The organism is Pseudarthrobacter sp. NPDC058119 (assembly GCF_042884655.1).
GTDB lineage: Bacteria > Actinomycetota > Actinomycetes > Actinomycetales > Micrococcaceae > Arthrobacter.
Map to the genome: position 1 here is coordinate 21,056 of NZ_JBHVTN010000009.1, position 25,733 is coordinate 46,788.

General features: G+C 59.0%; 21 protein-coding genes. 8 read left to right on the top strand and 13 right to left on the bottom strand.

What is annotated here, in order from left to right; all coding sequences use genetic code 11:
- Window positions 1-26: 26 nt before the first annotated feature.
- From ACFVTD_RS17935 to ACFVTD_RS17945, 3 genes are all read right to left on the bottom strand, one after another.
- Window positions 27-1,250, bottom strand: a complete 1,224-nt coding sequence (locus tag ACFVTD_RS17935) for a restriction endonuclease subunit S (protein WP_387565467.1) — start codon at window positions 1,248-1,250, stop codon at window positions 27-29.
- Window positions 1,250-3,682 (bottom strand): type I restriction-modification system subunit M, encoded by a 2,433-nt coding sequence (locus tag ACFVTD_RS17940; RefSeq protein ID WP_387565469.1) that lies wholly within the window; start codon window positions 3,680-3,682, stop codon window positions 1,250-1,252. The genes ACFVTD_RS17935 and ACFVTD_RS17940 overlap by 1 nt, the downstream gene beginning before the upstream one ends.
- A gap of 351 nt (window positions 3,683-4,033) precedes the next feature.
- Window positions 4,034-4,744, bottom strand: a complete 711-nt coding sequence (locus ACFVTD_RS17945) for a restriction endonuclease (protein ID WP_387565471.1) — start codon at window positions 4,742-4,744, stop codon at window positions 4,034-4,036.
- A gap of 222 nt (window positions 4,745-4,966) precedes the next feature.
- On the opposite strand from ACFVTD_RS17945, the gene ACFVTD_RS17950 reads away from it, so the two are divergent.
- Entirely contained in the window at window positions 4,967-5,722 is a 756-nt protein-coding gene (locus tag ACFVTD_RS17950; RefSeq protein ID WP_387565473.1) for a hypothetical protein, read from the top strand.
- A 489-nt stretch (window positions 5,723-6,211) separates the two neighbouring features.
- Here the strand turns inward: ACFVTD_RS17950 and ACFVTD_RS17955 are convergent, their stop codons facing one another.
- Complete coding sequence (locus ACFVTD_RS17955) at window positions 6,212-6,913, bottom strand: hypothetical protein (RefSeq protein WP_387565475.1); 702 nt, start codon at window positions 6,911-6,913, stop codon at window positions 6,212-6,214.
- Window positions 6,914-8,304: 1,391 nt separating this feature from the next.
- Here ACFVTD_RS17955 and ACFVTD_RS17960 point away from each other — a divergent pair.
- The 3 genes from ACFVTD_RS17960 to ACFVTD_RS17970 all read left to right on the top strand — a co-directional run bounded on the left by ACFVTD_RS17960 (window position 8,305) and on the right by ACFVTD_RS17970 (window position 11,201).
- Entirely contained in the window at window positions 8,305-8,751 is a 447-nt protein-coding gene (locus ACFVTD_RS17960; protein ID WP_387565477.1) for a hypothetical protein, read from the top strand.
- Between the two features lie 225 nt (window positions 8,752-8,976).
- Window positions 8,977-9,954, top strand: coding sequence for an IS481 family transposase (locus ACFVTD_RS17965; RefSeq protein WP_387565479.1), 978 nt, complete (start codon window positions 8,977-8,979; stop codon window positions 9,952-9,954).
- A 689-nt stretch (window positions 9,955-10,643) separates the two neighbouring features.
- On the top strand, window positions 10,644-11,201 hold the full coding sequence (locus ACFVTD_RS17970) for a recombinase family protein (RefSeq protein WP_387565481.1): 558 nt from the start codon (window positions 10,644-10,646) through the stop codon (window positions 11,199-11,201).
- 104 nt (window positions 11,202-11,305) lie between these two features.
- Here the strand turns inward: ACFVTD_RS17970 and ACFVTD_RS17975 are convergent, their stop codons facing one another.
- The 8 genes from ACFVTD_RS17975 to ACFVTD_RS18010 all read right to left on the bottom strand — a co-directional run bounded on the left by ACFVTD_RS17975 (window position 11,306) and on the right by ACFVTD_RS18010 (window position 21,744).
- Window positions 11,306-12,250: a hypothetical protein gene (locus ACFVTD_RS17975; protein ID WP_387565483.1), complete on the bottom strand. Its 945-nt coding sequence runs from the start codon at window positions 12,248-12,250 to the stop codon at window positions 11,306-11,308.
- A gap of 15 nt (window positions 12,251-12,265) precedes the next feature.
- Window positions 12,266-12,646 (bottom strand): hypothetical protein, encoded by a 381-nt coding sequence (locus ACFVTD_RS17980; protein ID WP_387565485.1) that lies wholly within the window; start codon window positions 12,644-12,646, stop codon window positions 12,266-12,268.
- A 256-nt stretch (window positions 12,647-12,902) separates the two neighbouring features.
- Window positions 12,903-17,627, bottom strand: a complete 4,725-nt coding sequence (locus ACFVTD_RS17985) for a helicase-related protein (RefSeq protein WP_387565864.1) — start codon at window positions 17,625-17,627, stop codon at window positions 12,903-12,905.
- 332 nt (window positions 17,628-17,959) lie between these two features.
- Window positions 17,960-18,307 carry a TnpV protein gene (locus ACFVTD_RS17990; RefSeq protein WP_387565487.1) on the bottom strand — a complete coding sequence of 116 codons (348 nt, stop codon included), beginning with the start codon at window positions 18,305-18,307 and terminating at the stop codon, window positions 17,960-17,962.
- A gap of 210 nt (window positions 18,308-18,517) precedes the next feature.
- The gene (locus ACFVTD_RS17995; protein ID WP_387565490.1) at window positions 18,518-18,874 is read right to left on the bottom strand and encodes a hypothetical protein; all 357 of its coding nucleotides are present in this window, start codon (window positions 18,872-18,874) and stop codon (window positions 18,518-18,520) included.
- Window positions 18,871-19,779 carry a ParA family protein gene (locus tag ACFVTD_RS18000; RefSeq protein ID WP_387565493.1) on the bottom strand — a complete coding sequence of 303 codons (909 nt, stop codon included), beginning with the start codon at window positions 19,777-19,779 and terminating at the stop codon, window positions 18,871-18,873. Before ACFVTD_RS18000 ends, ACFVTD_RS17995 begins: the two co-directional genes overlap by 4 nt.
- Window positions 19,740-20,090, bottom strand: coding sequence for a hypothetical protein (locus ACFVTD_RS18005; protein WP_387565495.1), 351 nt, complete (start codon window positions 20,088-20,090; stop codon window positions 19,740-19,742). The genes ACFVTD_RS18000 and ACFVTD_RS18005 overlap by 40 nt, the downstream gene beginning before the upstream one ends.
- Complete coding sequence (locus ACFVTD_RS18010) at window positions 20,062-21,744, bottom strand: hypothetical protein (RefSeq protein WP_387565498.1); 1,683 nt, start codon at window positions 21,742-21,744, stop codon at window positions 20,062-20,064. The genes ACFVTD_RS18005 and ACFVTD_RS18010 overlap by 29 nt, the downstream gene beginning before the upstream one ends.
- Window positions 21,745-22,549: 805 nt before the next feature.
- Between ACFVTD_RS18010 and ACFVTD_RS18015 the strand changes: the two genes are divergently transcribed.
- From ACFVTD_RS18015 to ACFVTD_RS18030, 4 genes are all read left to right on the top strand, one after another.
- A complete protein-coding gene (locus ACFVTD_RS18015; protein WP_387565501.1) occupies window positions 22,550-23,068 on the top strand; it encodes a hypothetical protein in 519 nt (172 codons plus the stop codon).
- Window positions 23,065-24,063 carry a hypothetical protein gene (locus ACFVTD_RS18020; protein WP_387565504.1) on the top strand — a complete coding sequence of 333 codons (999 nt, stop codon included), beginning with the start codon at window positions 23,065-23,067 and terminating at the stop codon, window positions 24,061-24,063. Before ACFVTD_RS18015 ends, ACFVTD_RS18020 begins: the two co-directional genes overlap by 4 nt.
- Window positions 24,064-24,681, top strand: a complete 618-nt coding sequence (locus ACFVTD_RS18025) for a phosphatase PAP2 family protein (protein ID WP_387565507.1) — start codon at window positions 24,064-24,066, stop codon at window positions 24,679-24,681.
- Between the two features lie 96 nt (window positions 24,682-24,777).
- Entirely contained in the window at window positions 24,778-25,236 is a 459-nt protein-coding gene (locus tag ACFVTD_RS18030; protein WP_387565510.1) for a hypothetical protein, read from the top strand.
- Window positions 25,237-25,376: 140 nt separating this feature from the next.
- Here the strand turns inward: ACFVTD_RS18030 and ACFVTD_RS18035 are convergent, their stop codons facing one another.
- Window positions 25,377-25,631 (bottom strand): winged helix-turn-helix domain-containing protein, encoded by a 255-nt coding sequence (locus ACFVTD_RS18035; RefSeq protein ID WP_387565513.1) that lies wholly within the window; start codon window positions 25,629-25,631, stop codon window positions 25,377-25,379.
- Between the last annotated feature and the right edge of the window lie 102 nt (window positions 25,632-25,733).

Here is a 25,733-nt window from a genome sequence, read left to right on the forward strand (position 1 = left end):
CGAGCGCCCCTGTTGCCCATCTACGTTCATGCCATGACACCGATCGACAAAAGCGTTCGACCCGTCAGGAGTTCCTGCATCATCCCTTGCCTGATGTTACGTGCTTTTGCCAATCTGCATTCGAGCACGTCGAGTTCCCTGTTTAGGTCCGCATGTACTTTGCCAATTGCGATCTGTTCGGCAAGCGGAGGGAGATCGATGGAAATGTTCCGCAAGATAGCGGTATTCAACGAGGGCATTGTTTGCCCCACAGCGACTGTACGAACGGCCTCTCGGAATTGCTTGGCATGGAACTGCGCGCTCATGAAGGCAGGGTCAGCCTGCGACTGATCGAAGCGAACCCGCAGTAAACGCCCCGAGAAAAGCCATCCTTCTTCTGAATCCGAAATAAGAGAATTTCGGTCAATTGATCCGACTCGGCTAAAAACAACATCCCCCAGTTTCAAACGGTAGGCGCCCAGTCGTCGACTGTCGGACTCGGAGACCATTGGCGCGTTGGTGGCATTCACGCGTCTCTCGCCAAGGTGTTCCACCGTAATTATGGGCGTGCCGGCAGCTACATAGTCGCTTTCATGTAGGGCAGACCCAAAGGGTCCAGTCTTGACGTCCGCGACGTCCCCGACTGTAACTCGGGACCAGCGACCAACATGCCCAGGAAAGCGTGTCCGCCCGGTGAGGAGCTGGTACATAATACCCTGCTTGATTGCCTGCTTTTTGGCAGTGAGCCGTTCTAACGAGGCGATCAGGTTGTCAACGTCGTCGAATGCCTTGGCAAGGACCTGTTGCTCTGACTCGCTTGGAAAGTAGATTTCAAAGGATTGAAGGACTTTGGTGTCCAACACACCTGCTGTGTTTCCAGCTGAAGTCACGAGCTTAAGTAACTCGGACTCATTAGCTCGAATCACGTGAGTCAAATACTTTGGTACTAACCCGCGTTTGGGAACAAGTGCCTTTACATCCTGGTTGAAGGCCACGGGCTCAACTACCATTCCCGCGCGAATTTCCTTGTGGAGCGCGCTTCCTCGGACGAGTAGGAGCGTCGATCCGATTGGCGCCATCCTGCTGCCGGCTTCCACTCCTTGGGCCGTCAGGAACTGGTTCGACGTGCTGATTTCAGAGTCTTTGAGGGTAAATGCTGAAATCCAAGGGATGTTACCGTTCCAGTACTCTCCTCGGGAACGGTTAGGGGTTCCACCTGAGTACCAGGTAGTAATGGAGCCAATTGTCCGCTTCGGAATCGCCTGACTCATTAGTGGATGCCCATAGCCGCAAGATGACTAGAAATCTTGGCCCCCGCGCTCAGGAACGCATCTTCCAGCTGCCCCTGTGTCTCCTCATACCGCTCACCAAGCTGTTGAATACGTCCAACTAGTTCAAGCGTGAGAGAATTGACCTCCCAGGCGGCACGACGGCTAAGCGTTTCACTCCATTTGTCACTGCAAACAAGGTGCTTGACTTCTTCCTCGCCGAGATCGCTGCACTTTCGGAGAGTGGCCAAGTCGAGCTCGGCCTGCACATCCTTGACTGCCTTCTTGGCAGCTGCTTCCAAATTATAGAGTTTGAGTACGTGCTCAAGGGCCTTTATTTCTTCAGGATCTGTCCCTTCACGTTTGGCGGCCTTTAGTCGTGCGACGGTGAGGCCCTTGGAAATTTTGTCGTCGTCCATGGCGTCTGCAAGCAGTCCATCTTCGACGGCATGTTCGTCAACATACTCCTCTACCCTGCGGCTGGCTTCTTCGGCGGCTACCGTTAGTTCGTCGAGTTTAAACTGAACATCTGGGAACGAACGTGCAGCAATTAGTGCAGGCGGGATCAAATCCATCTTGTATTTCAATGCGTTGCGGCCGTGACCGATGGTCAGATCAGGCGTCTCCGTCAGCTTTCGCTCTTTGTCATCGATGGTCTTGCGTGGTTTTGCAGCGCCCTTCCAGCCATCGTTCATGATAAGGAAGACATCGTCATGCATCTCGGCGTGCCAATAGGACATGAGCTGTTCGTAAATGCTGTACTCGTCCAACAGCGGTACGTGCTTGAACCGGGCCAACAAGTCGTCACCCATGTCGGCAATGAGTGCACTTGGCTGGGTGTCTTTGGTGATGTTTTCCAAGTCCGCGCGGTGGGCGGTGAACCAGTTGTCAACTTCGGCGCCGACGTCCTTGGCGAACTGCTTGAATTCCTCTGAGTCGAGGATGGTCTGTTGCACTTCGGCCACGTCAACTGCTAGGTCACTGTAGCCGGGACGGTTTGGCTGGAACAGTGTCATGCGGAGGGTAGGAAAGGCATCCCAATAAGGGGCTAGGGCGTCAACGTCGCGCTCGGGGATGCCGCCGTGCATGTGGGCATGGAGATCCTGGATATCTTCGGGCTCGGAGGAATCTATGTAGCGTGGGATGTTGAGGTTGTAGTCGTTTTTTTCATCCGCGATCTCGAACAGCGGCACCATTCGGGAGTAGCTTTCGAGTTCGGTCTGTTTGGTAAAAACGTCAACGATCTTGTGCAGGTCTTGCGAACGTAAGCGATTCTTGTTGCCTTCCTTGATGAAGCCCTTTGAGGCATCGATCATGAACACGCCTGGGCGGGCTTCTGCGTTGTGCTTGTCCAAGATGATGATGCAGGCGGGAATGCTCGTCCCATAGAAGAGGTTCGCTGGAAGCCCTATGATGCCTTTAATGAATCCTTGTTGAAGCATCCGCTTGCGGATAACAGCTTCGGCGTTACCGCGGAAAAGGACGCCATGAGGCAGGATGACAGCGGCCTTGCCGGTGCTTTTCATGGACTTTAGGACGTGCAGCAGGAAGGCGTAGTCGCCGTTCTTTTCTGGTGGCATACCATATTCGAAACGTCCAAACTCGTTTTCGAGGCCGTTGCTCCAGGATTTGACTGAAAAGGGTGGATTGGCGACTACAAAGTCGAACGGTTTGAGCTGGTCGCCCTCGGTGAACTGAGGGTTGGTAATCGTGTCGCCCTTTCGGATATCAGCGATTTCGTTGCCATGCAGGATCATGTTCATCTTGGACAGCGCCCAAGTGGCGTTGTCCTTTTCCTGACCGTAAAGGGTCAGGCCGTGGGGCGCCTCGTCGGCTACTTTAAGCAAAAGGGATCCGGAGCCGCAGGTTGGGTCATACGCTGTCTCCGAGTACTGCGTATCCGCATTGATGCCGAGGATCTTGGCGAGAATTCGCGATACCTCGGCGGGCGTGTAGAACTGCCCCTTAGACTTTCCTGATTCCGTCGCAAAGTGCCGCATGAGGTATTCATAAGCATCTCCCAGCAGGTCGTCGCCCTCAGCGCGGGAGCCGCGGAAGTCCAGATCCTGGAAGATGGTTACCAACTTCGAGAGCCGGTCCTGCATCTCCTTACCCTTGCCAAGCTTTTCCTCGTCATTGAAGTCCGCCACGTCAATGACTTTCTGGAGGCTGTTGGCCTCGGCGAGCTTGGCGATAGTCTTGTTGATCCGGTCGCCGATCTCCTTGTCACCCTTGGCTGCGATCATGTCGTCGAAAGAGCCGCCGACTGGTACCTCGATCAGGGAGTTCGGGTCGGTTTTAGACTTATCCGACACGTACTTCACGAACAACATTGTGAGGATGTAATCCTTGTACTGGCTGGCATCCATGCCACCGCGCAGTTCATCACAGCTCTTCCAAAGCGAGCTGTAAAGATCCGACTTCTTGAGCGCCACGCTCCGTACCCCTTGCGTTGATTCCTCTTTCAGTTGAGTTTGTCATGCTCGAAGGTCTTGAGGTGGCGGATACCGCGACAACGACGCTGTCGCCGCCCGGCCAGCGCCCGTTAGCCGGTCCTCCGCCGGGCCTCAGCGCCCCCGGATCTCATACCTTTGAAGTGCTCGCAGTTCGTAAACTCGAGATCCCCGTAAGACCCGCCGGCAGAACTACACGGTGACGGTGCTCTAAACGCTCTGCCCTCCCGTCCCACTTCCTTTGAACCAGGACATCGCCTGGTATCAAGACATCAGGCGACAATGCAGCAGGTCACGCTGGGGTCGGTGCCGGACGTGGTCCATGCGGCACACTCAGTCCCCTCGTCTTCGGGCGGCAGCAGCCCCAGCCTCAGGCGTCCCTAGCTTCTTCTCTAGCTCGGATAGTCGGCTCTCCATCCAGTTCAGTGCCTCTTCCAGATTGCTTATTTGGTCAGCTCCGAGAGCGTAGGCAAAATTGCCGTACGGCGGGAACTTACCTGCAAGGGCGCTGAGGAGAACGTCTTGGGCGACTGTGAGAAGGATTCCCCCGTGGAAACCGACGTCCCCCGCGTCGTGACGGATGCCTAGATCGATTCGATCGGTCTTGGAAATGGACCAATAAGAGATGTGTGCCTCGGCAAGCCGGAGCGGGAAGGCATTCAACCTTTGTTGGTTCAGAGCATCTGATGCCGTCTGGCGAAGACCGGCCAGGCTCGTGAGTGAGACATTACTCTTCGCCGCGGCTTCGGAAGCTCCTCGCTGGAACCCTTTCTCAGCCAGGAGGATCCCGCGATCCGCTCCAACATCGGACACTATTTCCCTAAGGCCTAGTACGTGGAGTTTGTTTACACGCCTCTTCCAATGTTTGCACTCAACAAGCCACTTCAGACGCAGGCCCGCATGATTAAAAGTTACGAGTACATCAACATCGTGAGCAGTGCGGACTCCTTCAACCCTCGCATCGGTTTCAGCCTCCAGGCCTAGCTCTCTGAAGAAGTTGGCGGCCTCTTCTTGGTAGTCTCGCCAAGCTCTGCTGGTCCTCATGACTATGAAGGTTATCCGGGATCTCTTAGCGGACGCTTACGGTAAGTGTCAGTTTCAAAAGTCGTCTGGGTCAATAACGACTATTTTGGATCCCCGCACGCCAAGTCCTTCAAATCTTGTGACTTGCAGCGGTAAATGGCGCCTCGCTCACGGCGCTATGGCGACCGGTGCAGCCCGCAAGGGGATCCCTCACCGGGCATAGACCGTGGATATAGTGATGCCATGAACGGCAGCGGGGAGAAGAAGGAACAATCCGAGCGTGAGCGTCCTGAGTACCTAGCCAGCGCCGATCACACCCTTCGCGCCGCAAACGCGATTCTCGCGGTCAATCTAACTGGGGTACCTGCAACCCGAGTCAGTCAGTTCGCTGTCGGCTGGCTGCGTGCAGCTTTTGAACAGAGCCGGATAATTGCCATGCTCACAGCCTCCGGATTGGGGCAAGCGGCTGCTCCAAACCGGCGAGCATTCTGGGAATTGACCATCCGGATGCTCTGGCTCAGAGACATGCCATCGTCAGATCGCGCGATGGCCACTGACACGATGCTCGACCTCGAGCGCATGAACGAAACCAAGACCGACAAATACTTGCGGGAAAACGGCCTCCCATCAAATATTGACGTCGCCGACATGGAGGCCTTCATCCTGAACGTCTCCGAGGACAAGCTGATCAATACAGGGGCACAATCCCTGACAGGAGCCGTCAAAAGCACAGGTATGAATCTCTGGACGGTGTACCACCTGTGGCGGGAAGACTCGACTTGGACTCACGCCACGGGGTTCCTAGCTGGCCGCTACGCACCGATCAACGTTGAAGGCACGATGGGCCTGGGCGAGCCTTCACACACTGACCCGAATTTGGAAGCGCACAGATACGCCGCGATTGTCCTAGCAGCTGCAGTCAGCGACATTCTCACAGACGAAGGGGCCACCAGCGCGCTGGCGGCCGCACCCCTGGTGGCCTACTTCGAAGCGAACTGAGTCCAATACCGAACTCAGCGGCCACCCGGCGGCCACGCATGCCCGCAACCCTACTTATTCGCCTTGCTAATAAGCCGGTCTCTCACTGGACGATGCAGAGGCGGCAGTCGTGTTTTCTCCACTTAGCAGGGAACTGTTTACTGCAGATGAGGCAGAATACGTCTTCCGTGGAGGCTTAAGGCCTCTTAAGTGGCTTATCCGGGCAGGCCAACTCAGCCCACACGACCAACTCGTGGTGGATGCAGCAGAACCCGAGGAACGAGCACAGCCTGGACTGCCCGCCGACATCGACCCTCCTCGAATGAAAAGGATGCAACGCCTGATGAACGCCTCATTCCCGCAACACCCCAACCGCTACGGCCACCGCCACGGAAATTCAGCAGCGGCCAAAGACAGAGATGACAGCAGGCCGACCACTACTGGCGCTAATCAACCCAAGATGTAAGGAAGCCGTGCACAGCCCAAGCGGCTGTGGACGGCTTGGTGGCTCTAGGGTTTGCACACCTGTTGGCGTGGGACCTCCCAGAGTACTTCGCCAGAATCGACGCGGGTAAGTACAAAACTTACCCACACGCAGCCTGGAGCAAAGACCTGCATCGAGAATGAGTTTTTGTTCAACTCATTCGTAAGGTTTGTGGATATATCGTTGGGTGTCGACTCTTGGTGCCCTTTAAGGTCGGGGGCGTCGATACGCTCAATAGTCTTTTCCACGCGCGTTCCTTCCAGAGTGTTGAACACGTGTACCCAAGCGCTGGTGCAAAGTTCTGAGCCTAGAACTCTCATAGTAGTTGCAGGTTTTTCAGAGTTCGGTTGAACGAAATTGAACGTCGCCCACTCCAAAAAGTCATTCTTGCAGAGGGCATCTGGGCTGGACCCGTCGATGTTCTTCGCCTTTTCGGACGGCAGTGCAGCAAGAGAAGCACTGGCCGATGCAGAAGCAGCCTGCGCGGCCTCAGCTGCGGCTTTCTTGGTGTCCGCCTCGTTTTTTTGAATGGTTGATTCATTTGCTTTGATAGTGGAGCTTGCCACGATCACACCCGTGATCGCGACCGTTATAGCTACTAGGGAAGCCAGGACGGCGGCGAGCTTGGGCCAAAAGGAAAGGTTTGTAAACCAAGTCCAGCACTTGGCAACTAATTTATGCAGTGATCCCAAGCCGTCCATGAAGCGGCGAATTATGAACTTAGTCATAAACAAGGATGACGTGCAGGCCACAAACCATCAAGGGAGAGCGCCGGTGAGGATGAGGATCGACTCTCCGTGAAAAATAGCGCGGGATCAAATGGACGAAGCTGAAGTTAGTGCTTGACGCTGCACAGGGCTTCCTCTTGGGCCAGCTTGCGTGAGCCAGCCTGATAGGGGATGAGCTAATAGTGCGATCACAGAGGTATTCGCTCAGCCTTCCCAGCGTCTTTCAGAGGGGTTCCCCGACAGTGCAAGCGCCCTGAACCTGGTAGGGAGGGCGAAACTGACAACCATGCCCGGATGCAAGCTTGTGATTGATTTAGTCGCTAGCTTGCTGCGGATCCGTCAATGCGCCAAACAACTGTCTTCCACCTTGAGTCTTTTACATCCGTGTGATGGGCCAACTTGCTACGGATTGCAAGAGGAACTCGCGGTAATGCTGTTCGGATGAGGTCTGGAACAGTCCAATCCCTGGGTCTGTAGTATCGCGAGGTCGCCACTCCCTTGTTTCTTGGTCGCTGAAGGGCCCGCATCCTGTGTGAGGAGCTGCCGCCCTGCCATACGACGGGCATGCTTTCCAACAAGGCGTCCACATCTCTAGTGAAACCAGCCAACACGAACAGGCATTCTGCTTCAGGAGAATGCTCCTTCACCAACGTGAGTCGATAGAGGTCTAGAAGAACTCTGTCCCATGTGCAATGGCTCGATCCTGCCCATTTTGCTTCGATGCAAGTTCTGGCCTTGTCAGTGTCGCGATGTTCCACATAGAAATCGACCTCGCGAGGCCGTCCCATTCGCTTTGGTCTGTCGGGAGTATTCGAGTAATTGATCGCAGGGTGAGGGTGTCCTCCGTGCAACTTGAAGAGTCCAGGGTCGATAATCGCGGAGATGATCTCGTTGATTACCCCATGGAGGTGATACTCCCCGAACGAATGTCCGCGTTCGCAGGCGAAGTCGTACTCAAGCCGCGCAGTGATTCCATCCCGTAATCTCTTCCCCATGTCTTTTCGCACGCAGTAAGCGTAGACCTCTTGGCGGAGGCACCAGTGCCTAGCTATCCCGACGGGCCAGAGCGCGCGTCAAGGATGAAACGCTGACACTAAGTTTCTCAGCCGTTTCCTTCAAAGTCTTTCCTTCGCTGCGCAACTGCCGGGCCGTCTCCAGTTTTCCCTGGCGTCATCGAGCGGGGCCGGCCGCCGAGCCGACCTGGGCCGCGGGGTCTAGTCAGCACACAATCACTCTGGCGGGCGCTGAGAGGAACTCAGGTGGAGGACAGCCAGTTCCTCGGGCTGAGGTGGGATGTTAATCAGGACCATTTCTGAACCCGGCCATGTTGCGACCGAGTCCATTTGTAGGTCTCGGACCAGTGGAAACAATCGGTGTGCGAGACTCGACGCATGAGCAAGCTTAGGTGGGTGCCGGTGGAAACGACACTCGTCAACGGACGGTGGCAGCCCAACTACGACGATGGTATCGGCTTCACTCCCTCCATGTGGTTAGAGCGTTCGGGGGGACGTACCGATCACCAGTGGCGGTCGTACTTGCTCGACGGAGACGACGAGGTGGCGCGCATGCTGCTCACCCCCACGTACTCGAGTCACACTCATAGACGGGCACCCCGAGCCCTCTTGCTCGACACGATCGAGGTCCGTGCAGACCTGCAGCGCAGCGGAGCTCACGTCGGCCGGATGGTCGTTGAGGAGCTCGTAGACGACCACCGCAACTGGGAGATCTATGCCGGTCCCACTGCGTCGTCGGCGCTTTTCTGGGACGAGAAGTTAGGCTGGCCCAGATGCGACTGCAACGACTGCGACGGCCGCGACTTCGTCGTCTGGCGGCCGTAGCGAGTACGCGTGTGGATGGTTTCTGCAGGGTCCGGTCAAATGACGCCAGAGGCGCATACTCCGCGCTAATTGGAGCACGATGGATTAGTTCCGAGACACGTCAGAGAATGGATCGCTAGCTGTAATTCCCACGGACGTTGTGAACAGCGTGGCGTGATGTAAAGGGCGAGGGCCTCCGGTATCGATTTGGGTTACCACACTCATCTCGATGCCCAGGAGGCCCTCGTGTCCTACGTTACCCATGCCAACGCCGACCTCACACCCAAAGCCAGGGGAAGGCTGGCCTGTTTGGTCATCGAGCAGGGATGGACGCTCCGCCGGGCAGCCGACCGGTTCCAGTGCTCGCCAGCGACGGCCAAGAAATGGGTGGACCGGTACCGGGCCCTGGGTGAGGACGGAATGGTTGACGTATCGTCCCGACCACGGCGCAGTCCCCGCCGGACTCCCGCACGCACGGAGCGGCGGATTCTGGCGCTGCGTTTCAATCGGCGATGGGGTCCCCATCGGATCGCGGCCCACCTTCACCTGGCCCGCTCAACCGTCGGCAAGGTCCTGGTCAGGTACCGGATGCCGCGGCTGGCCTGCCTGGACCAGGGAACCGGCCTGCCCGTCCGAAAGCTCGCACCGCAGCGCTATGAACACGACAAACCCGGGGACCTGGTCCACGTCGACATCAAGAAGCTCGGCCGCATACCGACCGGCGGCGGGCACCGCACCCTTGGACGGGCCAGAGGTAAGCGCAACCGCCACGCCGGCGTCGGGTACGCCTACCTGCACCATGCGGTTGATGATCACTCACGACTTGCCTATTCAGAGATCCTCGACAACGAGAAAAAGGAAACCGCTGCCGCCTTCTGGCTCCGCTCCGCAGCGTTCTTCGCGGCCCACGGCATCACCATCAAAGCCGTCCTCACCGACAACGGAGCCTGCTACCGCTCCAAAGCCTTCGCAGCCGCCCTGGGCCCACAGGTCAAGCACCGGCGGACCCGCCCTTACCGGCCACAGACCAACGGCAAGGTAGAACGCTTCAACCGGACCCTTGCCACCGAATGGGCCTACGCCAGACCCTACATATCAGAGGCCGAACGCGCCGCTTGCTACCCCGACTGGCTGCACGCTTACAATCACCACAGAACCCATACCGGCATCGGAGGCAAAACCCCCATCAGCCGCGTTCACAACCTCCGTGGGAATTACAGCTAGCGCTGGATTCCCGTCCCATGGCGGCGGGCCGAGACTGGTCCGAAGACCGCTGCCACGTCCCGAAACCCCTTTGTTTTCCCCGTTCTGGCTAGCACGGCCAGGCAGAGAACGAAGGGCGGTAATAGCCTCGAACATCCAATGATGGAAAGGCTAAGGGAAAGGGACAGAAGATCGGGGGTCATAGGAGCTCCTATTGCAGCAGGGAGTAGGTGTTTGCCTAGTGCCGCCGTGGAGCAAGAAGTTTGCTGAAGGGTGGCCTCGGGCTCCGATCTCACTTCGGAAGGGCCCCTTCAGTAGTCACCTTGAGCAATTCAGGTCGCGGGCCTACCACGCTGCTCAGCCCCCTAGGAAGGCCACCGATAAGTATTTTTTTACGGGCCCTAGGTTGGTGTGCCCTAAGGCTTTGATCCTGCCATATCTCGGCAGATTCTGTCAGTAGCACGCCTAGGTACTGGCCAGACTGCAGCCAATCAATTTGCGGCACCAGGGAGACATTTAGCGCGAAACGCGATGGGCCAATCTCAACAAACGATCCTTTATCAAGATTCGGAGGAGTCCCTCGTCAAAATTTTTCCAAGCCCTGTCTTCTAGCGGATCAGAGAGCGGTAAGTCGTCTCAACAATGTGTCTCACCCGGACTATTCTCAACAAAAGAAAATGAGGCGTTTGATGAGCTAGCAAGGAGTCGGCTTGGGGAGTATTGGATACGCCAGAGTCAGCACCGCCGACCAGAACGCGGACCTGCAACATTCGGCCTTGAGGGCCGCCGGCTGCGACCCGATCTTCACCGACCATGGAGTCAGCGGATCAACGGCCAGCCGGCCAGAGCTTGACAAGATGCTCGAACACCTGCGGGCCGGTGACGAGGTGGTGGTCTGGAAGCTGGACCGCCTCGGACGCAATACTCGCAACCTGCTGGCCCTCATCGACAATCTGGAGCGCCGGGGCGTGCACTTCCGTAGCGTCACGGAAGGCATCAGTACAACCGGATCGATGGGCCGCGCCATGCTCACCGTCATGTCCGCGTTTGCCCAGCTCGAACGCGATCAGCTGGTCGAGCGGACAAGGGCTGGCATGGCTGCCGCCGCCGAACACGGGCGAAAGGCGGGGCGACGGGAAGTCACCGCCGCGCATGCGAAGGTAAAGCGTGCACGCGACCTGAAAGCACAAGGGCTAACGCCTGCGGACATAGGGAAGATCATTGGCGCCAGTCGGGCCACCGTTTACCGCTATCTGCGTATGAGCTAACAGGAGCTCCTAATGCCACAAAGGGTGGATTGAGACGTTCACAAAGGCGAAGTCCACTTCTCCGCCTGGCCACGCCCCCGATACTCGACCGCATCGGTGTCCAATCAGTAGATCTTGAGACCGAAATGTTGCGCCACCTTGGCGAGGGGGCGATTGTGATGAGGAAGTCTTATCTCAATACCTGCCCCCGCCTTGGTTGGCTCGGCCTGCGGGTCTTTTCCGTCGTCTACCTTCCGGAGCCAGATAGCCCAACACACGTAGTCTGTCCCGTGTTTCGATCCATAGACAATGCCGTGGGGCAGGCTTCCGTCTTCTAGAACCTGGGAATGAATCCACCCAGCAACCGCTGTTGTCACTGCCCTTTGGTCACCTCGCAGGTCCCCAACGGTCAGGTAGTCGATGCCAAGATCACCTAGCTCGGAGCGCATGCTGGCGTTGATAACCGCAATGCTTGAAGATGCTTCAATATCGACGAGCCAGCCCTCTTTTGGAAGAGTCATGGGGTACTCAAGACGCGCATCCCGCCAACCCAGAACGACTTTCCCGGGCGTCATCCCACCAAAGAGTTGGTCCCATTCCTTTTTCACGGCGGCCAATACGGTGTCAGGGGAGTCCCTGGATTCGGAATCATCAAAAACGTCGCTCAACCGAATCGTTTTTAGGCGATTCGATATCCTCTGGTTGGCCAGCGATTCGGCGTAAGCGCCCTCTGCCGTCGAGGCAATATATATGGTGCTGTGTCCAGCAACGTCATATCGACCCCAGTGACTGGGGTCCTCGCCTACTGGTCGCTGGAGCGGAGACATGGCTCCGTAGGAAACCTTCTGGATACGTCTACCGGAACGCCCGGCGGCGCGAACAAGCGACAACCCGGTGACACCGCAAATTCTTGTATCAGCAGCATCAGCGCTAACCTGCAATGTCACTGCTTGCCCCACTTTCAACCGTCCCCACTCGTGACAGTAATTGTAGGGGCCAGCATGAAAGTCTGGGTACTTCTCGCTGGCAACGACAGGGATGGGCAGCGCCTCATCCTTAGCGTTGCCCATCCCTGGCGGCGAGAGCTAGTCGTCGGTACCCTCTAGGAAGGCATCAGCTGCTGCTTTAACTTCGGCTAGTCGACCTTCCCGAAGAGCTTCCGCCGGAGATATTTCACCCAAGCGCGGGTTAGCCCCAATGAACCAGTTTCTGGCGGTGTAGTCGTTTTCCCTTTGGCTGAGCTCTCTCCAGATGCGGTGTGCCAGCATCAATCTCTGTTTGGACTCGTCTCGGGGTTCGGGGCCATCGGCAGTTGACCACTTATGCGGAAGCTTCCGATCGCTCACATTAGCTAGCAGGGCGACCAAGGTGGGTCCGAGGTGGCTTGTCAGCTGCCGAACGGTTTCATGAATATCCATCCGCGTGGTCTCAGCGTGCAGGTCGACGCTAATAGTTGAGGATGCCATGGATACCAGTCCTTTGCGTGCGCACCTACCGGTAAAAGGGGTGCACAAAGTATTAGTCGTTTTCGTTTTGTCGTTTTAGGGTGTGAAGAGAGGCATCACCACCTTGTGGGTGGTCATTTCCGGTGTTGCTGAGGCGCCCTTCGGTTCCTATACATGACCTCATGATACAGAGCTTCGACCGGAATGCAACCAAAAAGACCCCTCAAGAACAACCCAAGATTGCCACGCAGACTGCATTTAGGTTCGGGATGATGTGTTAGCGCCCGTAGTCGGAGTCTTGCTGGCGGCGATGTTCTGCTGAGCACTGCTGGGTGGCTGTGGCGGTGCCTGCAGCGGCCGTAGGGGTGGACTGCTGGGGAAATGATGCGTTCATCAGTCGCTGCATCTTCTCCAGTCGTGGGTCTACCTCCGTTGCTGGTTCCTCCTGGGCTGGTTGCTCAGGTTTTGCTGCGTCGGCCATGAGTTGGTCGATGCTGGCTGAGTTGGCCTGTGCGGCTTTGAGCGCTTCTGCGTGCTTGAACGGCTCCGCCAGTGCTTTGTCTGCCTGTTCGACCCGCGAGAGTGCTTCCTGGCGCCGTGTTTCGACGTCATCGGCGAGCCGTGGCAGAGAGGCGACTCGGTTTTCGAGTTGCCGGATGGTGCCGATGTCAGCGGACAGCAGGCTTCTGCGGGCGATTTGGGTTGTTGCCCTGGGTACTCCTTCGATGCGCACTTCCACGGTGGCGTGGTCGAGGTCTCGGGCCGGCACGAGCTTGGCGCGGAGTTCGTGGCCACCAAGGGTGGCGATGGTCCCGAGTTCGTCGTATCCGTAGAGGTTCATGAGGCGGTGGCCGTGTTTGCCTGCCCAGGCCCGGATCGCTTCGGCCGCGTCTCCGCGATTGTCGATGGCCTTCCCGTCGATGGTGGCCTTGAAAGCATCGGCGGTGGTGTCAATGGCTCGCGCTGCCGCTGCTTGGATCAGGGGCAAGTCGGCGGTCGCTGCGTCAGCCGCGGATTGTTCGCCGCGCTTGGTGTGGGCTACAGCGACCATGTTGCGGTTGTACGCCCGATCGAGGCGGCTGAGGCGGGCCAATTCCTGGTCCGCTACGGCTTTTTCCAGTACCAGGGGGTTGCCGCTTGTGATGGCCTTGGCCTGGGCGAAGTTCAAGGTGTTGTCCCCGATATCTTCGATTTCCCGGACGTCGAGTCGCCCGCGCATGATCTGGTTAATGAACCGGGACTTCCGTTCCAGCCCTTGCCACATAAAGGAGTCGAAAGATTCCTTGGTCACGACCTGGGAGATGCGGACCTCGGGATTAAGGTTGCCCTGACGCACGATGCGCCCGTGGCGTTGTTCGACGTCGGAGGGACGCCAGGGGGCATCCATGTCCACCAGGTGCACGGCACGTTTTTGGATGTTGGTTCCGACGCCCATTTTCGAGGTCGAACCAATCAGGACCGCGATCTGGCCGGATCGCGCGGCCGCGAAGAGCCTCCCCTTTTCGGTGTCGTTCTTGGCTTCGTGGACGAACCGCACCATGTGTTCGGGTACGCCCCGGCGGCGGAGCTGGTCTTTGAGTTCCCCGTAGACGTTCCACCGGTCAGATGGTGTGCCGAAGTCACAAAAGACCAGTTGCAGGGCCCCGGGAACTGGGTCGGGTTCACGGGTTTTCGAGTCGATGTAAATACGGTCCTTGTGCTCTTCGTAGACGCTGGCCAGCAGGTCAGCGGTGGCGCTGATCTTAGTTGGCCCATGCTGGAACAGCGTGGGGTCCACGAGCCTCATGTCCAGGGCGGCTTTGCGGCCGTCTGAGGAAACTTTGAGCATGTTGTCTTCCTCGGAGTCCACGAGGCGTTGCTGGATGGCGTCCACACGTTTGCCGATGTCCTGGATGTAGTCGCGCAGCTCAGGGCTGGGTTCCACGGCCAGCATGTTGGGTTGGCGCAGCCCGTCTTCCCTTGGGGCGATCTTCGGGACGGGGAGCTTCAGGTCTTCGGCGGTCTTAACGTCTGCGAAGGTGTGGAACATTTTCAGCAGCTCGGGCACGTTCTGGAACTTGGCGAATCGGCTCTTGAGTTTGAACCGGTCACCTCCGGCCACGGAGAGTTCCATTTCCTCAACAACCTGGCCGAAGGTGGCCGCCCAGGTGTTGAAGTCCTGGATTCCGGCTGCCTTCAGCAGGTCCGGACGCAGGTAGCGCTGCATTACGTACATTTCCGTGACGGAGTTGGCAATCGGCGTTGCCGTCGCCCCGGTGATGACCCGTCGGCCTTCACGCTGACGCAGGAACTCGACCTTCATGTGAAGGTCGGATGCGCGTGTTGAGCCTTGGATGGCGGCACCGGGGATGTTGCTTGGGGTCCGGAGGTTCTTGTAGTCGTGCAGCTCGTCCACGACGAGGTAGTCGATGCCGGTCTCTTCGAAGCTGATCCCTGGATCGGCGGGGGCATCGAGTTTTGCTTTTAGGATTTCTTCCTGGGCAAGGACCGCTTTTTCCAGCCGTTTGACGATGCTGGAATTGCCGCGTCCGTTGTCCTGTTCGCTGTTCCTCACAGCTTCAAGCTCGGCCCGTATCTGAGCGACTTCAGAGCTGATGTAGGCGGCTTCGGCTTCAGGGCTGAGGCTTACGCGCTGGAAGGCGGTGCGGGTCATCACTACGGCGTCCCATTCGTTGGCGGCTGCGCGGGCCACGAATTGGCGGCGCTTGTCTCCGGCGAGGTCGGCTGATGATGCGGCAAGGATACGGGCCTGGGGGTATATCTGGAGCCATTCGCGGGCGAACTGTTCCAGCATGTGGTTTGGGACCACGACGGCGGGTTTGTTGACCATGCCCAGGCGGCGCAGCTCCATCACGCCTATGACCATTTCTCCGGTCTTGCCGGCGCCGACTTGGTGGAACAGGCCGACAGCAGGTTCGGAGAGCATGCGGGCCACGGCTGCGTATTGATGCGGCCGCGGGTTCCAGTCCTTGGCCTTGCCTGGCAGGGTTAGCCGTTCTCCCTCAGTGCTGTAGTCGCGCAGCACGATGGAGTTGAAACGGCTGTTGTATTCGTCGATAAGGCGGGTAGCACGTTCCGGTTCCTCCCATACCCATTCGCTGAAACGCTCCTGCAGCAGCTGGGCCTTCTCCTGGGCGGCTGCCGTTTCGGTCGGGTTAAGGACACGGCGGTTATTCTCCCCTTCGTCTGTGACCCGGACCGGCCGCTGTTCCAAGACCTGTTTGAGGATGTCGGATGCGGGCATCCGCTGGGTGCCCCAGGTGCTGGTCGCGGCGAGTGTGTGGCGGTTGGCTTTGACGTCCCACATGGAGCCTGCGGCGTTGGAGACGGTGGCGTAAGGGTCGCCGAGAATTTCACGGACAAACTCCTGGTGAGTCCCGGCGTCGATCCAGACCGCGCCCAGACGGGCCTCCACCTCGTCCATGCCCAGCGGCTGGGGCATGACCTCGCAGAGGGCCCGGACGTTAACGGCGAACCTGTTATCCGAGAGTGCAGCCGCTTGGGCAACTTCGAGTTTTTCGCGGACGTTCCCTGACAGGTATTCCGCCCGGGTCTGATAAACCTCACCGGCGCCGGGGACCTGGTAGATACTCTCCCCCATCGCTGCCCGTGTCTCTTCACGGCTGAGACCCAGCAGGGACGACGCGTAATCCAGGTCAACCTCGCCCACAGTGTCGAGCGTTACGGTAAGGGCTTCTACAGCAGTATCCACGCCAAGGACCGGTCGGCGCAGCTGAACCTGACGGCTGGAGAGCAGGGCAGCCGGAGAGGCTGTCTGGGTGGCTTCATCAAAGTTCTCCAGTGCCATCACCAAGGGCCCGAACGGGTCCCGAGAGACAATAGACACTGCCCTAGGCGTGATGCGGGCCTGGATGGGCTCCTGCGTCTCTTCGTCCACACGGCCGGTGTCCCGAAGGGTATAGCGGTTGATTGGCCCGTAGGTGTCCACGTATCGGCCGTAGGCCGTCTTCAGGTCCTCGCGCAAAGCATCGATTTCCGCAGTGTCGTCCTGGTTGGCGGCTTCTGCGCTAAGCAGCTGCCGCGCTGCGTCACGCAGCCCCAGGAGGGCGCGAAGTTCGGTGGCCTGGGTCTTGGGCACGGCGAGATCGGCGTGGGAGCCGTTTTCAACGATCGTGAAGCCGTTGTCGGTAGCGCTGAGATGGCCCTCCCACTCGTGGCTTGCTGCCGGGACGTATGCGGCCCGCTGGCTTTCCTGTTCGGCCGTTCGTTCGGTCATGACCATGCCCGAGGTTTTGGCTTCAGCCACGAGGTCGGCAAGCGCCGCTTCCAGCCGGGCCGGCACTGCCGAAAGGTCGTCGGTAGTCAGCTGCAGGGTCTCGGCGCCGTACATGCCATTGCCGACGTGCAGCTGACCAAGGAGCCGTTCGGGGTACTCATCGAAGTAAGAGTTGAGGCGGGTGATCGTCCCGTCGATTTGGCGGGCGGTGACGGTTTCCCAGAGGGTAGAGGCCGGTTCCTGGCCGGGTTCCCTGCGGCGGAAGATAAGCAGATCCGTCATGGCGTCGGTGCCCGCTGCTTTGCGGTGTGAGCCGGTGGGCAGCCGAACGGCTCCCACGAGGTCAGCCAGTTGGTTCATCTCGCGGCGTGCTGATGGGTTCGTCGCGTCCAGTGTGAAGCTGGATGTAAGGACGGCCACCATTCCGCCCGGGCGGGTCAGTTCGAGGCTCTTGAGGATGAAGTGGTTGTGCATCGAGTGCCCGCCGGCGTTGTGACGGGGATCGTGCAGCACGGCTTTGTCGAAGGGCACGTTGCCGATGGTGAGGTCGAAGTGCCCGGCAGGCAGTTTGGTGTCGGCGAAAGACTCGGCGCGGACAGTGGCTTCGGGATAGAGGGCTTGTGAGATGGCCGCTGTGGTCGGATCCAGCTCCACACCGGTCATCTGGGCCGTGTCCGGGGCGAAGCCGATGAAGGTTCCCACGCCGGACCCCGGCTCCAAGACGGTCCCGCCATTGAACCCGAGTTGCTGAACGGCGGACCACATGGCCTGGACGTAGGCGGCGTCGGTGTAGTGGGCATTGATCGTGGTCCGCCGCGCAGCATCGTACTGGGCTTCGGACAGGAGGCTGCGCAAATGCTCCCGGTCCCCGATGTACTCCTCGCGGTTCTCATCGAAAATCTGAAAGACGCCCTGCGCTCCCCAGCTCCCCCACCGGGCCAGCGCCGCTTTCTCGGCGTCTGTGGCCTGCCGGCCCTCGGTCTGCAGCGTCTGCAGCACCTGGAGGGCCTCAAGGTTCGCCCTGATGCGGCTGCGCGCCCCGGACGGAGCCAGATCTTCCTGGGAAGATGGACGGAACCTGCCCGCCTCGTTGTCTGTTAGAGCTGCTGGCGCAACTTGTCGATTTCCGCCATGGAGTCCAGGTACTCCCGGATGCTCGGGTTCACCTTCTCGTCCTCCTCGTCCTCCGTCTCCGGTGGAGAGAGCAGGTCGTAGCGAACGATCTCCTCGGCTTGGCTCTTCGCGGCGTTCAGCCGGCCCACCTTCTCGAAGTACGTCTCGTCCTTCGGGTCGGGTCCCGCGAGCTTGGGCAGCAGTTCGTCCACTTGCTCCTGGGCCTGCTCCCCCAGACTGGTGAAGAACTCTTCCGGGTTCTGAATTTGGCTGTAGCGCGTCGGACTGGCTGCCTTCCAGGCCTCCTGAGCCTGCCTGCCGTACTTGTTCATTTCGGTCCTCCTCCGGTGCGGCCCAGAGAGCTTCAAAACTCATCTGGCCGTCAATTTGTTTTTTGTGCCGTGCCATAGCCCCCGCCTAGTACTGAAATTATTTCAGTAAGCCACGCTAGTCGGTTGTTAAGCGTGATGCGGCGTCTGAAGCCTGCGCACTACTGTCATTGCTGTCATCGCTGTCATTGCCAGTAATGACAGCAAATCAAACTACGGAGTGAGCTTCCTGCCTGGAGTCAGGTTCCGGGTGCCACCAGGAAAGGGCTCCCCGTTGTTGTGAACGCGTTCTCTGCGGAGAACTTCGTTCATGACGGCGTGGGTGATAAACGCAGACCAGGAGGCGTCCATTTCCTGGCTACTTGTCGCTTGGTAGGCCGCTTTGGCGCGTTGCAGGTCCGCAGCCCTCATATAAAACGTGACTTGTTTTGTTTGGGTGACTGGGGCCGACGCCGCTTCAGCAGCCGGCGTTTCCGCGACCGGTTCTCGATTTGCCCTGAGTAGACTTTGGACGCCGGCAGCTGGCCGGCGTACTGGTGGGCCGCTGATGGGTTCACGGTTTTGGCTCATGAGGCGTTCCTTTGTTCGGCAGCTTCGAGGCGGACAACAAGTTCCTGAGCGACTCGGTGAAGGTCTTCTGCCACGTTCCCCGCCGACCTTGGCTGGCTCGGGCCAGCTTTCGCGGTTCCCCGCAGGACTTCGAACCATCTCGGTCCCGAGTTCACCTGTTCTTCCAGTTCATGCACCAGGAGTCCGCGTTCCCGGACTGCCTGGGCGGGTGATTCAGCATGGCGGACCATGTTTTTGAAGAGCACTTCGTCCGTGCCGAAAGCGTCGATGATGGCCTCTCTGACAATGCGCTGGACCGACTTGGCGGATGATGACGTGGCGGCGATGATGACGCCCAGTAGATCGAGGCCGGGGTTGACGTCAATGACGGAGTCAAGTCGCTTGGCAACGCCCAGCAGGCCCTCTCGTCCTCCGGCGTCTGTCTTGGTGGGGACGATGATCCTTGAGGCGGCGCCCAACGCTGCCAGCTGCAGTGGTTCATTGCCGGGCGGGCAGTCAATGAAGATGATGTCGTATTCTTCGGCAATGGGAGACAGTGCAGCGGCCAAGGCCAGCTTCGCCTTGCGTGCGTCCTTGCCGGCTAGGGAGACAAGTCCTGCGGCCGCCTGATCCAGGTGCGCTCCCCCAGGCACTACGTCGAGGTTCTTCCTGACATCTTTTAGGGGCTTGAGTGGAGCGCCGAACATGAGGCTCTGCGCCATGCCTATGCCCTCGTCGTCTCGTCCTTCGACGTGGCGGTAGCCGAGGTCGAGACCAAGGTTGCCTTGGGGGTCGAAGTCGACGAGCAGGACCCGCCAGCCGGAGACGGCAAGGAGGCCGCCCAAATTGGCGGTCAGGGTGGTCTTCAGCACCCCGCCCTTGCCGTTTACGAAAGCGCAGACCCTGTCCAGGCCAACTCGCTCCATTGTCTGATTTTTCGCCATACCCCTACCTTAATGTCTTTACTGTCATTGCTGTCTTTACGGGCAATCGTGTCTTTACTGTTTTTGCAATCATTGCCTGCTTTGCGTGCTTTACTGTCACAGACAGTAAAGCACGTTTTGATGGCTTTACTGTCATTGCTGTCTGTCTTTACGGGCAATCGTGTCTTTACTGTTTTTGCAATCATTGCCTGCTTTGCATGCTTTACTGTCTGTGACAGTAAAGCATGTTTTGATGGCTTTACTGTCAATAACGTCAATAGCGTCTTAAGCAACCCGCCAGATCGCTGCGTCATCAGGGGGCAGCCAGTATTCGTCGCGTTCCTGGTCGTACAGTGCACCTTCGTCGAGGGCAGCAGCCCGGAACCGGTCGAGATATGCGTGCCATAGCGCGCGGTCGAACCGGTTGCGGCTGATGTGGCTCTGGTAGTCCTCCAAAACGCCCAGTCGCGCCGCCAGATTGGTGAGGTCCACTGCCGTGCTCTTCCACTGGCCGCCGTCGCGGCGGATCATACCGAGGGCCTCCATGTCGGCCAGCGCGGTTGATACGGCGTTGCGGCTGATGCTCGTGGCGCGGACGATATCGGCGGTAGTGGGGGAGTACCGTGCTCGTTCAATGGCTTCGTATACGAGAGCTGCCACATCTCCCAAGTGACGGAAGACGGGGCGCACAGCGTGAATGCGCCCTTTACGCCAGGTCAGCTCCCTCGCTAGTTGTTGGTAGTGCTCTGGCAACTGAATGAGATAGGCGTCTGCTGCCTTGTGGCGGGCGTCCACGACTTTCGTGATGATCCCGTCTGACGCTTGGGCAAGGACGGGCAGCAGCCTGGCGATGGTGACGTGGTGTTTCCCTAGGGCTACGGCGAGGCTCCGGCAACCAACATCGAGGAGATCTGTTTCTTTCGCCCGCATGTACCCCAGCAGACCGCGGATCAGAAGCCGGAGACTAAGTCCCTCGCGGCCTCTGGCCGCGAGGCGGTGGTCCAGTACCGCGAACAAAATGTTTTCCAGGTCGTTTATGAGCTGGTGGATTGAGGCGGAGCTGCGGTTGGTTGCCCCCCCTGTGGGTTTAGTGAGGCTTGTGTTGTTAATAAGGGCATTGTTTTTCCCGGGTTCTCGGGACTTGTGTTTTTGGGTGTTGCCGGCGTTGGTGTAGGCCTGGGCTTTGGCCCACTCGAAGGAGAGAAGCCGCGCTCGGTTGGCTTGCGTGCCGTAGAGGGCTGCCAGGCCGGGGAACTGGCCGTTGAGTTCGTTTTTTACGTCTTGCAGTGACCAGCCGCAGGCAGCGAAGTGGTTCAGTACGCCCAGGCGTGCCTCAGAGGGGCTGGCGTATTTGGCAGTGTCGTAGAGCCCTGTGCGTGCAATCCGGCGCAGGGGGGACTCGCTGCGGCCCACGAGAGGCAACTGTGCAGCAGTAGTCCGTGCGGTCATTGCTGCTTTGGCCTGGCGTTCCCGGATGGCCTTGTTGCGGGCCAGTTCCGGGGCGAGGGCGGCGCGAAGTGCTGCTAAGGCGCGGGGCGAGTTGCGGACGCGGAGGATGGCGTAGGCGTTGGCCAGGGGAGTGATGAGGGTTTGGTGGCCGCCAGTCTTGTGCCTTGAGCCCGGGACGCGGATGCATCCGTCGGTGATGTTCTGGTGGGGGCTCGGGTCCAGGCTTGGGGCGAGAAGACCGAGGGCTTCGATGAGCTCGCGGGCTTGGGCGGCGGTCAGGCGTTGTTGCAGCGGAATGTAGATGTGCCTGCCGCCGCTGGGGGAGAAGTCTTCAACGAACCCGACCTTGGCTTCGGCCAGAAGCTTCCTGAGGCGTGCGGCGTCTGAGTCCACGACGCTCTTCAGTGCCTTCGAGGTATCGAGGTCGATGCAAAGCGTGGCTACAGAGCCGTCCGCGCCGTGAATCATGACCGCTGCAGGACGCTCGGGCAGCGACTTCGTGATGGCGGCAGGAGCCACCGGCCGAGGGTACTGGAACCGGGGACCGATCCACCGGCCAGCCCTGTAAGTGGGCTGCCCCGCGATCAGGGGCGCTAGCGCCCATGCCTCAACCGGCGACGGCTGGGCAACGTGATCGGGCCGCGCCGTTGTTGACGCGCATGGGTAGGGCTGTACCATAGACAGCAGTTACTCCTCTCCGGAGGGTACGAAAAACGACACCTACTCGTAGGTGTTGGGAAAAGTTCAGATCGCCGATCCGCCAAGATGAGGATCTGAACAAATACTTTTTGAAGGCCCGCGCAAGCGGGCCTTCTTCGTTAACTGGCCTTAGCTATGGGCAAAGCCTCCTGTTGGTGCCGAAGGCGGTCAAGATCTACGGTCTTGAGATGAGCGTGGACAAGCCTTGCGATTAGATCGCTCCGACTTTCCTTGGTGGCGTCCACAACGGCCGCCAGTTTCTCTGCATCGGAGATAGGCAGCCGTGCTGTGATCACGTGGCGTTCACCCTTGCTTCGCTGTGCCATTTTCCCTCCCCAGGACCGAAGATACTTTTCATACCCAACATGAATCAGATTCGTTTAAGTGGGAGGGTCTGCGGCGTGTCGCCCTTATTGTCAGCTAGACGTGCCGAGACCGATGGCCCTGGCGAGGTCCAAAGGCCGACGGGTGCGGCGTGTCGCATCGTTCACCTATCTGACGTGGGGAAATGACAGAGGCGCGCCGCGTGACAAGCAGAGTTAAGGGCACCTTGGTATGGTTTGCCCTTGCCTGACTAGTCGAGTCAGGCGCTAAACCAATACTACACATCACTGAAATTTTTTCAGTGGTATGTTCACTGGGGTGGGAACTGATGGGGAACCAATTGTTAGAACCTACGGAGTTGTCTCTGCGGACGGTCGAGTCCTTGCAGCTGCCGTCTTCGCCCACCCTCCCTCACCTAATCAGCGCAGTAGAGCGGGCCTACGGCAAGCCGCTGGAGTTCGACGAAGTAGCGGATGACGTCCTGGCAGATGGTGTCACCGGTCGCTGGGTCGACTTGCCGGACCGTGGTTTCATTCAATACCGCCGCGGTCACGCCTTTTGGTGCCGCCACGTCATTCTGCATGAGTTCGGCCACATCCTACTGGGACACAAGGGGGAACCAGCCGACGGACTACAGTCCGCCGGCTTCTTTTCCGGAGTCGGTAAGCGCCGCGGCATCAGTTGGATGTGCCGGCCAGCCGCCATCCCCTTGGAAGAGGCCGAGCTGGCGGCAGAAAACCTCGCGTATGCGCTGGCCCAGCGTCTGGTGACAGGTCAGGACGCCTGTGTTTCCGATGCGGAACGGATTTTTGGATTGTGATTCAAGCTGCGTTCTGGCTGCTGACCGTAGTTTTCGCAGCCCGGTTGTACCTCGTCGCGCGCCACAACGCCTCCACGGCGTTCCTGGGCGCCACCGGCGTCGGCGTCGTGGGTCTCTTCTGCACCGGCCAAATCGTCTCCGAGAGCACCCTTGACGCTCTCATTGGGGGGACCAACTGGCTTCACCTAGTGAGGAACCTCCTCGTTACCACTGCAGTGTGGCTGGTTCGGGAAGGTGTCTTCAGGGCGGTGTCCACCGAGTCGGAGCCCAGTCGCCGGCTGACGCACAAGCCACTGTTTCTCGCGGCGCTTCTGCTGGCCATAGCTATCCCATTCACGCTTCAATCTTTCGTCCCGACCACGGATGCCTTCATACCCGAAACCATTCAGCAGCCCGCGGTCTATATCTACGCGACCGTCTACATGGCGATCCTGGGAGGCCTGGGCCTGTCCGTCTTGGGCATGAGCATCGGCCCACGGGACAGCCGAACCGTACGCGCCAGCGCCACTGTCGTAGGTGTAGGAATGGGCCTGATGGTTCTGGGCTGTATTGACGAAATCATTTACATGAGCCTCCGCTTTACCGGCTTCCACGGTTCCCTGGTTGGTGTGACATACCTGCTGTTCACGCCCCTCTTCTACAGCGGAATACTGCTCACGTCACTGGGGCTCGGTATACCGCCAATAGTGCGGCTCTGGCGCCGGATGGCTCTCGTAGATCGCTTCTGGATTCTCGTACTCCACTGCAAATTCCCTGTTTTAAGGCGGACTGAAAAGGCGCAGGGGGAGCGCTTGGCATTTGCGGCGGACGTCCTCGGCCCTCGCCCGACCGAGCGGCTCTACACCTTGGTTATTGCCATCGGTGACCTTCGCGCCGCAGGCAAGCAAGCAACATACTCCCCTCCAGCTGAGAGGGCGCTTGTCCTGGCTCAGCGGCGGTTGACCAACACATTCGAGCCCCTCGGGCTGGAGCTTAGGAAAAGGGCGGAAATCTAGGTGGCTACAGACACCCAATTCGCGGTCGTTACCCCTTCGTCGGTTGAGCGCATCGCTCGCATTTCAACAGAGGTGGCCCAGCCGCCTCTGGTTCTTTCGCTGCTGCTCGTTCTCGCTGCAATGCGGGACGGGGGAGGCGTGACCGCGCTATTGCCTGGGCTCGTGGCTGCCGTGACGATCTGCTTGGCGCCCTTGCTGGTGGTGGTCATTCTTGCCCGCCGAGGGAAACTCACGGATCACCATGTGGGGGACAAAAAACAGCGCCGCCCGGTGATGCTGTGGACGCTGGCATCGGCTCTTGTTGGCTGCGGGATACTGACATTGATCGACACCCCGGTAACAGTGTGGGCGCTGATTGCCGGCATTCTCGGTGGAATCCTGGCGCTCATCATTGTCAGCCCTTTTTGGAAAGTGTCCGGGCACGCCATGACACTTGGTGGCGCTACGGTTTCCTCGGCAATGCTCTTCGGAGTCTGGTCAATCCCGTTTGTGATCGCCGCGCCCTTGGTGTGCTGGTCACGGGTGTATTTGAAGGATCACACGTTATCGCAGGTCATAACCGGTTTCGTGACCGGTCTCATCGTATTCGGATCAGCCTGCGTGCTGATTCTGAACTGACATAGTATTTTCTCTAAATCGTTCAGCGTCCCCAGTTTTGGAACAGCAGACACCGGTACAACGAACGGAATACATGCAGCTCCGAGAGCAGGAAAAATGACTGAGGGCACCGACCCCGTTGACAGCAGGACAGACCGGGAGGTCTTGGCATCCAAGCTGCAACTCCTTCTCGACATCGTGCACGCCAAAGGTGCTGCCAGCTTCACTTACGAAGAGATCCGCGCCGGCCTGGCCGAACAGGGCTTCAATCTGACGAAGACCCGGTGGCATCGCCTCCTGGCCGGTTCTCCGGACAATCGGTGGGACCCGGAGCTGCTGAAAGCTCTCGCGTACTTCTTCGACGTGGACCCCGATTACCTGCTGCAGCGCAGCGGCCCCGTCCCCGAACGAGTGGAAGCGGAACTACGGCTGATCGAAGCGTTGCGCATCTCCGAGGTGGAACATTTTGCTGCACGTGTCCTTGGGGAAGTAAACATCGACGCCGTCCGTGCAGTAACCGAAGCGTTGCGAAATCTTCCGAGCCGGTCCCGCCATCAAGGCACCACGCCCAACTGAAAGAAATTCACTACTGAAATAATTTCAGTAGAATCAGGTGCATGCGCCGCTACCCGCAGGCCGCCGGAAGCCCCTCTTCGCGCCGTCTTGACTCTCACCGCCCCGTTAGTGGCAGCGGTGAAGTGGCCCGCACACGATCTTCAGCCGTTTTGGGGGATCACACCCAGCGCTTGGCCGAGCCTCCTGTAGCGCTGCAGGACTTCTTCAGGCTCAAGCAGATACTGAACCCGCATGCCGTTCCGTTCCTCCGTCGCCGGCGGATCCTGGCGCGTGATGCCTTCGTCGGTGAGCAGTTGCAGGTTGTGCCTCGCCGTGGCTACGCCGATGTTGAGGCCTGCCGCCACCTCGCCACGGGTCGCAGGACCGTTCTTCGCGAGAAACCCAATGATGGCCACCCGCGTCAGGTTCCCGAACGCGTTAATGACCGGCTCCAAATGAGCTGTTGTCTTTGGGTGGGCGTACCTCGGCATACCTGCAATCTTGCCGCACCTGCCTAT